Source organism: Spirosoma luteum DSM 19990 (genome assembly GCF_000374065.1).
In the GTDB taxonomy this organism is placed as follows: domain Bacteria; phylum Bacteroidota; class Bacteroidia; order Cytophagales; family Spirosomataceae; genus Spirosoma; species Spirosoma luteum.
This window is the reverse complement of the sequence record NZ_KB893246.1, coordinates 489,752-501,817: the sequence shown is the minus strand read 5'-3', so window position 1 is coordinate 501,817 and position 12,066 is coordinate 489,752. Positions and strand designations below refer to the sequence as shown.

Genomic DNA, 12,066 nt, shown 5'->3' with positions numbered 1-12,066 from the left:
GTTGTGTTCCACGTGGAACTGATAATCAATCGATTATGACCATATGTAACCAGTTTTACCCTGGTTACTTAATGATTTTTAGGTTAAATGGGTAGTAGCAAGGATAGCTGTTTCACAACTTCACGAAATTGAATCAGTCTGATCTCAAATGTCTAAGCAAGGGTGATTTGCGGATGTTGGCTAGTATGGTAAGAAACAGCAGACCTATGTAAAATCATCCAGAAAGAAGAACCAATAAGCCATAGTAACTCATATACAGCTGTTATGAAATATAAGGAGTGGAGCAGAAGCTTTCACCCGAAAAAGGGTTTAAACTAAACTAAAAGATACGCTCATTAATGAGCGTATCTTTTAGTTTAGTTTAAGGAGAAAAGGGGAATTCGAGCTGCTACCATATTATGAAACATCAGTTCAGTTATCATGGGAGTCATGTATTTAATTAGTGGAAATTCGGAGATTGACTCCATGACTTCCAGTTCCGATTCAGCTTTGAAAATACACCATAGTTTCTGGCGGTCGACAGAAAGTGAATAGGACAGCAAAAAACCTTTCTCCATCAATTCTTCTACTTTGAGTCGCTGGGCTGGTATCCTATTTTCAAATCCTTCATCCAGAATAGTTGGAAGATCAAATTCAACCATGTATTGGCTCATGTACGTTGACGTTAAATGAAAGCCGTAGTTGGTTCTTCTCCGGCTATTAGCAAATTAACGATGTTTAACTCGTCTTCGTTAATTGTGTGTGTAAAATTTGGATAGAGTTTCGTTGTAACACGCGCATTCATTCGTTTAAAAACCTGGTCCGATTCTAGAACACGGTATTCAGGAACGTGAGGATCTTTATTACTACAGCCTAGGAAAACAGGCATATCAGAAAATGTTCCTTTGTAATTTCTTGTTGTTTCTGCCGGGCCAATCAAGCCACCGCTCAACCCGAATACTCCACCATATTCTGCGGCATTTCTCGCTACAAATTCCAGTATAAGACACGCGCCTTGTGAAAAACCCAGCCAGTAAATTTGGGGCAGTTTAAAATTGAAATCAGCCTGTAACCGGGCACGGGTAGCGGCCAGGGTTTCAAGAGCTGATGATAAATAGGGTTCATTATCTTCTATCGGCCGAAGGAATGAATGAGGATACCAGGTGTTATTCTGGGCTTCCGGAGCAATAAAAGCGAAACCTTTATCCTGTATATAATTAGAAAGTGATAAAATATCCCGCGCGGATCCTCCCCGGCCATGAACCATAATCATTACTTTCGTCGCTTCTTCAAGGGGTAAACCAGCGGTTTGAAAATTTGCTGAATTGTGTAACATATGAATTTCGTTTAGAAAGTTGCTTGTATTCCTTGATGGAATATTACCTTAGGAATATAAGCGATGACAAAATCTATTTCAACATTATCTCGGGTAACTCCGTTTCAATCTTGGCACGACGAGATTCATATTGAGCGGGCAATTTTAGGCTTTTACCTAAATCTGAAATGGGTTCGTCAACCGTGAATCCGGGTGGGTTAGTAGCCACCTCAAATAAAATCCCGCCCGGCTCCCGGAAATAAATACTGTTGAAATAATTACGGTCCTGTACCGGCGTAACCTGATATCCTGACTCTGTCAACTGTTGTTGAATAAGCAACTGCGTTTCATCCGAATTCGTTGAGAACGCTACGTGATGAACTGAACCCGCGCCTTGTAGCGCACGAACGTCATTCGGTGAATGTAAAACATCAACGTAATTTCCTGATCCGCCAATACCCGCTTTAAATCGGAATCGACCTTCCTCCTCCCCTACTAATGTATGCTGCAGATTTTCTGTCAGAAGTTGGATGGTGCGGTCTGGGTTTTGTTGGTTAAGCGTAACCGTGTGGAATCCGCGTACGGCAAATTCAACAGGAATGTGACCGTTACTCCAGCCCGTTCTGGAATCATCATTCGTAAACACGAGTTCGATGCCCATGCCATCAAAATCGTCAAATCGCAGATAGGATTCGTCAAATCGTTTGTAGGGGCCAGCGTAAGAAATGTTTCGCTCGTGGAGTCTATCCATCCAAAAACGTAGTGAGTTAACCGCAACAGAAAAGGCAGTGTAAGTCAATTGCCCAACACCCTTCCGACCGCGTGGCAGATTACCATAGGGGAAAAACGTTAGGATGGTACCAGGCGATCCTGTTTCATTTCCATAATACAAGTGGTATACATCCGGCGCATCAAAATTGACTGTCTTTTTGACAAGGCGGAGGCCAAGGATATCTGTGTAGTAATCAACATTCCGTTGGGTGTCGCCCGCTAATGTTGTAACATGGTGAAGGCCATTAATTAAAGTTTCCATGTGCTTTGCTAGAAAAAAGGTGAAACTATTATTTTAAGTTTAATTATGTTGGTACATTTAATGTATATACATTTATTTATGGTATATTGTTCCACAAAAAATGTCCTGATTATTGGTCAGGACATTTTTTGTGGAACACGTTCATTAGCCCATACATACAAGCTACATTTTCAATGCTTACTCCATCAGGAATGGATAATCCTGCTGCATATAAACATCTTTGTAAGCTTCTTCGGCAGGAGGATACGGGGAGTCTTCTGCAAATTGCACGGCTTCGTCAACCCTAGCTTTTATAGTCTGATCGATAGCAGCCAACTCTTCTTCTGTGGCAATGCCCTTTTCCAAAATAGTTGCTTTCACTTGTTCGATAGGATCACGCAACTTGTATTCTTCCAATTCTTCCTTTTTCCGGTACTTCTGTGGATCAGACATGGAGTGACCGCGATAACGATACGTGCGGAATTCCAGAAACGTCGGTCCTTCCCCGGCCCTGGCTCGCTCGGCAGCACGGCTCACGGCTTCATGAACAGCCTCAACGCTCATGGCATCGACGGGTTCAGATGGCATATCGTACGCTTCGGCGAGTGTGTACAGATCGGTGACGTTTGAAGTGCGGGCAACCGAGGTTCCCATAGCATAGCCGTTGTTTTCAACGACAAAGATGACCGGAATCTTCCAGAGCATCGCCATATTGAATGCTTCGTGTAAAGCACCCTGGCGTACGGCTCCGTCACCCATAAACGTAATACAGAGGTTACCTGTCTTGTTGTACTTCTCGGCGAGCCCAATGCCGGCGCCCATGGGTATCTGCGCGCCAACAATACCATGTCCCCCAACAAAATTTACTGATTTGTCGAAGATGTGCATAGAACCGCCCTTTCCTTTAGACGAGCCGGTCTGCTTGGCAAATAACTCCGCCATGATTGCTTTAGGATCGGAGCCGAGAGCGAGTGGAATACCGTGGTCGCGATAAGCGGTTATCCATTTGTCGTCTTTAGTCAGGGCAGAATAGGATCCCGAAGAGCAAGCTTCCTGACCTATATATAAGTGGCAGAATCCGCGGATTTTCTGTTGACCATAAAGCTGACCGGCTTTTTCTTCGAATTTCCGCTGTAGCTGCATTGATTCGTACCAGTACATATACCGCTCTTTCGGATGCTGGGTTTTAGCCGCTTCCGGCGCTTTACCATTCTGCTTGGATTTCCCTGAAGGAGTTTTCTCTTTGACGCTTGCCATGAGGAATGTGTTCAAATAATCAACAAGTATACCGGAAAGAAACGCCCGGCTTTGGTGCAACCCCTTTACGATTGAGTCTATTTCTACTAACAAACCGCCCGTATCTTTGTTGCCAATATCAATTGCTTCCGAAACTCTTGGTTTCGCTGAGTAATTGACTGCTGCGAAATTACGCATTATCGCGTTATACGCTATACATATGTACCTTGAAAAACTCAGCCTGACTAATTTTAAGAACTATGAAGATGGCCGGTACGTATTCGGGCAAGAGGTAAATGTATTAGTAGGGCCAAACGGGAGCGGGAAAACGAATCTGCTCGATGCCATTTATTTTCTGGCCTTGAGCAAAAGTGCTTTTCAAAGTCAGGATGCGTTGAGTATTCTGCATGATGCCTCTTATTTTATCATCGATGGTACGTTTGCTGAGGATGCGCGCATGGTACAAATTACCATTAGTCTGCAGCGGGGTCAGCGAAAGGTGCTGATGGCCGACAAAAAACCGTATGAGCGGATTAGTGAACACATTGGGCGTTTCCCGGTCGTCCTCATCGCTCCTAATGACACGGATCTGGTTCGTGAGCACAGCGAAGAACGGCGGCATTTTTTTGATGGTGTATTTTCCCAGCTTGACCCCAATTATCTGCGCGATTACCTGATGTATCAACAGGTGCTGAAACAGCGCAACAGCCTGCTAAAACTTTTTGCTGACCAGGATCGTAGAAACGGGAATCAGGTTGATGATGACTTGCTCGACACCTATGATGAACCTCTGCTCGACCTCGGACAGAAGATTCACGATCGACGACAGCAGTTTATTCAGGAGTTTATGCCTGGGTTCAAAGCACACTATGCGTATCTGAGCGACGGACGGGAAACGGTCGATATCCAGTATGAATCTGATGTGAGCAATCCGGATTTTGCCAGTGAGTTCCGGCATTTCCGTCGGCGCGATACCGTATTGCAACGTACTACGATGGGCATCCATAAAGATGACTACTCTTTTCTGATTGGTGACAGTAGCGGGCAAACGGTACCGCTGAAGAAGTTTGGTTCGCAGGGACAGCAGAAGACGTTTGTAATTGCCCTTAAACTGGCTCAATTCGACCAGCTGCGAAGTGGAAAAGGGGTTAAACCGATTCTTTTATTAGACGATATTTTTGATAAGCTTGATGACCGACGCATCAGTAAACTTATCCAGCAAATGGACGAAGGAGCATTCGGTCAACTCTTTATTACTGATGCCCGACCCGAACGTACGCGTGAGCTACTCTCTAAAGTAAAGGCCGATGTCCGCTTCTTCGAAATAGCCCATGCGTGACTAAAAACGAAGTAGCCAGTAATCCACTAGTGCCATAGTCACTGTTTTAAAAAATACACCACAACACCCGGCGAAGCCTGATTTCGCCGGGTGTTTTAGTTCCTTCACTCCCCTTTTCAGGCCGTTCATCATATTATCTGAAAATTGTTAGGAAACTGAGAACTATATTTGAGTTTCCAGAGTTCATCCAGCTAAAGTTCTATTTATAAATGAAGGAAAGGATTCTGGCAGAGGCTGAACGGCTATTCTGGAAGTTCGGCGTTCGCTCTGTTACGATGGAGGAAATAGCAAAACAACTGGGTATTTCGAAAAAGACAATTTATCAGCATTTTTCTGATAAAGAACAGATTTTGTATCAGGTCATTCAGCACAAAACAAGCCGAAATCAGTCAGAAATGGAATGTATGGTCATTGATACAGCCAATCCGATTGAAGAGATATTGAGTGTGTTGACAATGATGCAAAAAAATGCAGACCAGGTTAGCCCGAATCTGCTCATGGACATAAAGCGTTATTATCCGCAGGCCTTTTCTTTATTCCGACAATATAAGGAAGATCAAATCATGGGGTCTATTCTTGGAAATATTCAAAAAGGTATTGCCGTAGGCCTATATCGTGCCGACATCAATCCAGCCATCTTAGCCCGGCTTCGGGTGGAACAAATCGAACTTGCGTTCAATCATGACCTTTTCCCATCCGACCAGTATTCAATGCACGAAGTTCAGGCTGAACTCATACACCATTTTGTGCGGGGAATGCTGACCGAGAAGGGATTTGAGGCCTATAATCAGTATGTTAATAAAGGAAAAGAAATACAACCTATTATCTATGAAAACAAGTAGTATACTTTGTTTGACAGCACTTTGGTTTCCGGCTATCTGGCCTGGAACGGGCGCTGTAGCACAGGTACCCACACAACCATCTGTAGGGCAGCAACCTACCGGTGCAGCGCCTAGTGGTCAGCAGCCCGGTGCCCAGCAGCCAGCGGCAACCGGGGTAGTGGTGGCCCAGCCCGGAACTACTCCGGGTACGGGGATAAACGTGCCATCGCAGCCTAATGCCAGCGGAACGGCCGGTACCCCCTCCCTAAGCACGCCCGAAGGACCCGTGAACCTCCAGCCGGGTGTTATTTCAACCTTTAATTCGGGATTGGGTACGGCCCCGAATGGTTTGTCACCAACTGGTGGCGCGACTGACGGGCAGACCTACACGCTCCAGCAGGCAATTGATTTTGCTGTACGGCAGAATGTTTCTATTCGAAACAGTCAACTGGATGCGGTGAGTGCCGATGCCCGCATTCGCGAAACTAAGGCATCTGCATTGCCCCAGGTTTCTGCCAGTGCATCGCTAACAGATAATCTGATTATTCAACGGGCGTTTTTGCCGGCTGTCTTTTTCGATCCCAATGCATCGCCTGATGCCCCAGCTATACCCGTACAATTCGGGGTTAAATACTCTGCCAATGCTGCCGCCAGCGTAAATCAGGTACTATATAGTGCTGCTTTAAACGTTGGCTTACGTGCTGCGGCTACTTATCGCGAACTGGCCCAGCGAAATCTGGAAAGTTCTAAAGTCGTGGTGGCTGAGCAGGTTGCCAAAGCGTATTATGGCGTACTGGTCGCGTTGGAGCGGGCTAAATTACTTGATTTTAATATTGCCCGACTGGATACTGCCCTGTATGAAACGCAGGCGATGAACAGGCAGGGGTTTGTTGAAAAACTCGATGTACAGCGGCTGGAGGTACAGGCCAATAACCTGAAAGCTGAACGGCAGAATGTGCAGAACCTGATTGAATTGAGTTATACACTGCTGAAGTTTCAGATGGGCCTGAAGATAAATGACGAAATCACGTTGGCGGAGCAATTACAGGATCGGGCTGTCGATGACCTGCGGCCATTGATTTCACCCGACCCAACGTTTCAATACCGCAGCCGGATTGAGTACTCGACCTTGGAAACACAAATTAAATTAGCAGAACAGGACATTGAAGTAACACAGAAGGCTTATTTCCCAACGGCGTCCGCTTTCGCTAATTTTGGTTATAACTCTGGGCGCAATAAAATAGACCAACTAATTACATCTCCCTGGTTCAATTTTGCGTCATTAGGACTGAGTTTACAGGTTCCTATTTTCGATGGGTTCCAGAAACGGAGCCAGATTGAGCAAAAGCGGGCTACCCTGCAAAAAGCCCAGAACAGTGGTGAATTGCTCCGTAACTCCATCGACCTGCAAATCCGGCAGTCGAGCATTACCCTTAAAAATGGCCTGCAAACGCTACAAACACAACAGCGCAATCGTGACCTGGCCGAGGAAATTGTGCGCGTAACCCGCATTAAATACAAGGAAGGGGTGGGTTCGAGCATTGAGGTGCTAAATGCCGAAGCTTCTCTCCGTGAAGCGCAGACTAATTACTTCGGGTCGCTATACGATTTTTTGATTGCCAAAGTTGACCAGGATAAAGCACTTGGCCGATTATACACCGGAAATTAACCATACACTGAAACTAGAACCATGAAATCATATTACGCTATTGTCCTGACAGGCCTGTTGATGGCCTGCGGGGGAGAAAAAAAGACTGACTTACAAGGGAAGCGTGAAGAGCTGGCGGAGTTAAAATCGCAGCAGGCCGAACTGAACACGAAAATCAAGACGCTGGAATCGGAAGTGACTAAACTCGATCCGAAAAAAGCGGAAACAGCCCGCATTAAAGACGTAACGGTTGCTCCCGTATCGGCCAGCACGTTCCGGCACTTTGTTGAACTGCAGGGTACCATCGACGCGAAAAATAACGTGCAGGTATCGCCCAAATCGGGCGGGGTTGTAACAGCGGTTTATGTTAAAGAAGGTGACCGGGTACGGGCCGGGCAAGCCATTGCCAAGGTTGATGACCAGATTATGCGGGAGTCGATGGCGGAAGTAAGAACGCAGTTATCGCTGGCTAACACGATTTTTGAAAAGCAGGCCTCCCTGTGGAAACAGCAAATCGGTACTGAAATACAGTACTTACAGGCGAAGAATAACAAGGAAGCCCTGGAACGTAAAATTTCTACTCTCAACGTGCAGTTGGCGCAATCGACCGTAACGGCACCCATTTCGGGTGTTGTCGACCAGGTGTCGGTAAAAGTCGGGCAGTCGGCCGCTCCGGGTGTTGGATTGGTTCGGATCGTCAATCTATCCCAACTTAAAGTGATTGCCAAAGTATCGGATACCTATTCGGGCAGTGTACGGAAGGGCGATCCGGTCGTGATTCGGTTTCCTGATTTAAACCGCGAGATGAAGTCGCAGATCAGTTTTGTTTCTACATCTGTAGACCCACTGAGCCGGACGTTTACCATTGAAGCTCCGCTACCGTCTGACAATAGCCTGAAACCGAATATGCTGGCTCAGGTTAAAGTCAACGATCAAAACATGACAAATGCTATCGTGATTGACCAGAACCTGATTCAGAACACAGAACAGGGGCAGTTGGTCTATGTAGCGGTGAACGAAGGCGGGAAGAAGGTTGCCAAGGCGAAGCAGATAAAAACGGGGCAGTCTTATGATGGGCGAATTGCTGTTACACAGGGCTTACAGTCTGGTGATCAAATCGTGACCAACGGGTACCAGGATTTAGTTGATGGACAACCTATCAGTTTCTAGTCATTGCTTGTCATCGGTAGTCATTCATCCTGAATTTTCCGACGAGTGGCTACCAATGATAATCAGTAATAATCAATGACCACAAATTATGAAATTTGAACAGTACAAAACTCTCGGATTTACCAACTGGTGCGTTGAGAACCGAACGGCCATTTACATCTTCACCCTCCTGATTACCCTGGGCGGGCTGTTTGTGTACAATAACCTGCCGAAAGAACAATTTCCCGATATTAAGATACCACAGGTTTACATCAACACGGTGTATGTAGGCACAGCTCCTGCTGATATTGAAAACACTATCAATAAGCAGATAGAGAAGCAGTTGAAGTCCATTTCGGGGGTGAAGCGCATTAAATCGAATGCGTTGCAGGATGTATCGGTCATTCTGGTGGAGTTCAACCCGGATGTCAAAACGGAGGAAGCCTTGCAACGGGTTCGCGATGCTATTGATAAAGCAAAGCCCGATTTGCCCCAGAAACTGGATGCTGGTCCAACGGCACAGGACGTAAACTTCTCGGAGTTTCCGATCATGAACATTAACATGGCTGGTAATTTTTCGCTGAAGCAGTTAAAGGAATACGCGGAAGATTTGCAGGATGTGATTGAGGGAATGCCCGAAATCCGTCGGGTAGATATTGTGGGAGCACTGGATCGTGAAATTCAGATTAATGTGGATTTACCCCGGATGCAGTCCGCAGGATTAGCTTTCTCCGATATTCAGCAAGCCGTGCAGGGCGAAAACATCAACATATCGGGTGGCGAACTGGATGTGGATGGCGTTCGGCGGACGGTACGGGTGAAGGGAGAATTTACCGATATTACGCAACTCCAAAACCTACAGATTCGTACGGCAACGGGCGCAACCATCCGGCTTGGCGATATTGCTGATGTCCAGGACAGTTTTGAGGAACAGCAAAGCTATGCCCGTTTGAATAATAAATCAGTTGTTACATTGAACGTTATCAAGCGGTCAGGAGCCAACTTGCTGTCTGCTGCTGACCGGATTGAAAAAACGATTGATGAGTATAAGGAGTCTAGGTTTCCCCAGGGCCTTGACGTAAAAATTACTGCCGACCAGTCGGAACGCACCCGTGAGAACGTGAATGACCTGATCAACACGGTGGTATTGGGCTTTATATTCGTTGTGCTGGTCCTGATGTTCTTTATGGGCGTTCGGGATGCCATATTTATCGGCCTGTCGGTACCCTTGTCGGCATTAGTTGCCTTTGTGATGATGCCCGTGCTTGGTCCCGTAGTGGGAACGGCCTTTACCCTGAACACAATCGTTCTGTTTGCTTTTCTGCTGGGGTTGGGCTTAGTGGTAGATGATGCCATTGTGGTTATCGAGAACTCCCACCGGCTCTTTAATGAGAACAAAGATTGGGACATCAAACAGGCAGTAAAAGCGGCAGCGGGAGAAGTATTTGTACCCGTGTTTTCGGGTACACTAACGACCATTGCCCCCTTCTTCCCGCTGTTGTTCTGGCCGGGTATCGTTGGGGAATTTATGAAGTTTTTACCTCTCACGCTTATCCTGACCTTGTTTGCCTCCTTATTCGTGGCCTACGTAATTAACCCCGTCTTTGCCGTAACGTTTATGAAACGGCATGAGGACGACAACCACGAAGACAAACAGAGTTTTGACGAAATCAAACGGCCGCTAATTATTTTAACTGTACTGGCTGGTATTGGCTACGTGATTGACCGGGGTATTGGCAACCTGCTTGTATTCTTCCTGATTCTGTACGTATTCAACCATTATGTGCTGACACCAAAGTTGATTGTCCCGTTCCAGAATCGACTGTTGCCAGCACTCAAAAATGGATACCGTGGCCTTATTTCCTGGGTACTGACAGGCTGGAGACCTGTACTGGCAATTGCTTTTGCGTTTGGCTTATTGATTCTAACGTTCATTATTACGGGTATAGCCAAACCTAAGGTTATCTTTTTCCCAAGCGGAGAACCGGACTATATTTATGTGTATAACGTGATGCCGGTAGGGACCGACGCTACCGTGACAGACTCCATTACGAAGGTGATCGAGAAGCGGATTTTCAAGGTGTTGCAGGAAAATGACGCTACCGAAGTTGTTAACTCGGTTATATCGAATGTGGGCAAAAATGCCGGTGACCCACAAAATCCTGATCGGGCTGCTACTCCGCAGAAATCGAAGGTAACGGTGGCGTTCAAAGGAAACGAAGAGCGGAATGGTATCTCAACTGACTCCCTATTAGCCAAAGTGAGGGTTGCTATGCGTGGCTTGCCAGGGAGTGAAATTTCGGTGGAGCGCGAAGCAAATGGACCGCCAACGGGTAAACCTATTTCTATCGAAATTGCCGGCGACGATTTCAATGAGCTACAAACGATAGAAAAGCAGGTTCGGCAGAAAATTAGTCAGGCGGGGATTCAGGGTATTGACCGGTTGAAGTCAGATTTGATTACGAATAAGCCTGAAATAGTTATCAACGTTAATCGGGAAAAGGCCGAGCGGGAAGGGATTTCGTCCGCGCAGATAGCCGGAACGATTAGAACGGCCTTGTTTGGGCTGGAAGTATCGAGGTTTCGTGATGCAAAAGATGAATACCCTATCATGGTGCGGCTCAAACCCGATGACCGGAGTCAGATAAATCGGCTCCTGAGCCTGAATATCGTGTACCGGGATATGGTAGCGGGTGGGCAACTACGGCAGGTACCCATCACATCTGTAGCTGATATCACCTACTCGACGACGTTCAGCCAAATTAATCGCAAAAATCAGGAACGACTGGTAACCTTGAGTTCTGACGTGGTTCCGGGCTACAACGCCAACCAGATTGTTGCGCAGATTCAGCAGGTAATAAACCAGATGGACGTGCAGAACGGGTACACTATCAAAATGGGTGGCGAACAGGAAGATCAGCAGGAGTCGATGAGTTTCCTGATTTCGGCTTTCGGTATTGCTATTCTGTTGATTTATCTGATTCTGGCTACGCAGTTCAACTCCGTCGTTAAGCCGCTAATTATATTCGTGACCATACTGCTATCCCTGATTGGGGTACTGCTGGGATTCATTATTGCCGGAAAGTCGTTCTCGGTCATCATGTCGGGTGTCGGTATCATTGCTTTAGCGGGTATTGTAGTGAAGAACGGGATTCTGCTGATCGAATTCATCGAGGAGTTACGGGGCCGGGGTGTTCCACTGCGCGAAGCAATCATTGACGCGGGCGGCATTCGTTTAACGCCTGTTCTGCTAACGGCTACAGCTGCTGTGTTAGGACTGGTACCGCTAGCCTTCGGCTTAACTGTTGATTTCGTTGGCCTGTTCCGCGACTTTGATCCGCACGTAGTCATTGGGGGCGATAGCTCCGTATTCTGGAACATTCTGGCCTGGACAATCATCTTTGGTCTGACCTTTTCTACCGTACTAACGTTGGTTATAGTACCTTGTATGTACTGGATCAACGAACGCATTCGGATGAAGTGGTTCGGCAAAAAAGACCCTGCTCTGGAAAAGAAAGAACAGCTACAACCGGAGGAGGAATTAGTTTAAACGTATAAAGAGCGAGA

The 12,066-nt window shown here is 46.5% G+C and carries 9 protein-coding genes; 5 read left to right on the top strand and 4 right to left on the bottom strand.

Features of this window, described 5'->3' with window-relative positions; all coding sequences use genetic code 11:
- Positions 1 to 356: 356 nt before the first annotated feature.
- The 4 genes from B156_RS0106650 to pdhA all read right to left on the bottom strand — a co-directional run bounded on the left by B156_RS0106650 (position 357) and on the right by pdhA (position 3,563).
- Positions 357 to 653: a muconolactone Delta-isomerase family protein gene (locus tag B156_RS0106650; RefSeq protein WP_018618884.1), complete on the bottom strand. Its 297-nt coding sequence runs from the start codon at positions 651 to 653 to the stop codon at positions 357 to 359.
- An 11-nt stretch (positions 654 to 664) separates the two neighbouring features.
- Positions 665 to 1,315: an alpha/beta hydrolase gene (locus B156_RS0106645; protein WP_018618883.1), complete on the bottom strand. Its 651-nt coding sequence runs from the start codon at positions 1,313 to 1,315 to the stop codon at positions 665 to 667.
- A 73-nt stretch (positions 1,316 to 1,388) separates the two neighbouring features.
- Entirely contained in the window at positions 1,389 to 2,327 is a 939-nt protein-coding gene (locus B156_RS0106640) for a ring-cleaving dioxygenase (protein ID WP_018618882.1), read from the bottom strand.
- 177 nt (positions 2,328 to 2,504) lie between these two features.
- Positions 2,505 to 3,563, bottom strand: a complete 1,059-nt coding sequence (pdhA, locus tag B156_RS0106635; RefSeq protein WP_026260648.1) for a pyruvate dehydrogenase (acetyl-transferring) E1 component subunit alpha — start codon at positions 3,561 to 3,563, stop codon at positions 2,505 to 2,507.
- A 199-nt stretch (positions 3,564 to 3,762) separates the two neighbouring features.
- Here pdhA and recF point away from each other — a divergent pair, with 199 nt between their 5' ends.
- From recF to B156_RS0106605, 5 genes are all read left to right on the top strand, one after another.
- Positions 3,763 to 4,881 carry a DNA replication/repair protein RecF gene (gene recF, locus B156_RS0106630; protein ID WP_018618880.1) on the top strand — a complete coding sequence of 373 codons (1,119 nt, stop codon included), beginning with the start codon at positions 3,763 to 3,765 and terminating at the stop codon, positions 4,879 to 4,881.
- Between the two features lie 209 nt (positions 4,882 to 5,090).
- Positions 5,091 to 5,723: a TetR/AcrR family transcriptional regulator gene (locus B156_RS0106620; RefSeq protein WP_018618878.1), complete on the top strand. Its 633-nt coding sequence runs from the start codon at positions 5,091 to 5,093 to the stop codon at positions 5,721 to 5,723.
- The gene (locus B156_RS0106615; protein WP_026260647.1) at positions 5,710 to 7,371 is read left to right on the top strand and encodes a TolC family protein; all 1,662 of its coding nucleotides are present in this window, start codon (positions 5,710 to 5,712) and stop codon (positions 7,369 to 7,371) included. Before B156_RS0106620 ends, B156_RS0106615 begins: the two co-directional genes overlap by 14 nt.
- 21 nt (positions 7,372 to 7,392) lie before the next feature.
- Positions 7,393 to 8,520 carry an efflux RND transporter periplasmic adaptor subunit gene (locus tag B156_RS0106610; RefSeq protein ID WP_018618876.1) on the top strand — a complete coding sequence of 376 codons (1,128 nt, stop codon included), beginning with the start codon at positions 7,393 to 7,395 and terminating at the stop codon, positions 8,518 to 8,520.
- Positions 8,521 to 8,608: 88 nt separating this feature from the next.
- Positions 8,609 to 12,049: an efflux RND transporter permease subunit gene (locus tag B156_RS0106605; protein WP_018618875.1), complete on the top strand. Its 3,441-nt coding sequence runs from the start codon at positions 8,609 to 8,611 to the stop codon at positions 12,047 to 12,049.
- Positions 12,050 to 12,066: the final 17 nt, after the last annotated feature.

Excerpts from the sequence above, each read along its gene's own strand:
- B156_RS0106650 (WP_018618884.1), bottom strand. The coding sequence starts at position 653 with ATGAGCCAATACATGGTTGAATTTGATCTTCCAACTATTCTGGATGAA.
- B156_RS0106645 (WP_018618883.1), bottom strand. The coding sequence starts at position 1,315 with ATGTTACACAATTCAGCAAATTTTCAAACCGCTGGTTTACCCCTTGAA.
- B156_RS0106640 (WP_018618882.1), bottom strand. The coding sequence starts at position 2,327 with ATGGAAACTTTAATTAATGGCCTTCACCATGTTACAACATTAGCGGGC.
- pdhA (WP_026260648.1), bottom strand. The coding sequence starts at position 3,563 with ATGGCAAGCGTCAAAGAGAAAACTCCTTCAGGGAAATCCAAGCAGAAT.
- recF (WP_018618880.1), top strand. The coding sequence starts at position 3,763 with ATGTACCTTGAAAAACTCAGCCTGACTAATTTTAAGAACTATGAAGAT.
- B156_RS0106620 (WP_018618878.1), top strand. The coding sequence starts at position 5,091 with ATGAAGGAAAGGATTCTGGCAGAGGCTGAACGGCTATTCTGGAAGTTC.
- B156_RS0106615 (WP_026260647.1), top strand. The coding sequence starts at position 5,710 with ATGAAAACAAGTAGTATACTTTGTTTGACAGCACTTTGGTTTCCGGCT.
- B156_RS0106610 (WP_018618876.1), top strand. The coding sequence starts at position 7,393 with ATGAAATCATATTACGCTATTGTCCTGACAGGCCTGTTGATGGCCTGC.
- B156_RS0106605 (WP_018618875.1), top strand. The coding sequence starts at position 8,609 with ATGAAATTTGAACAGTACAAAACTCTCGGATTTACCAACTGGTGCGTT.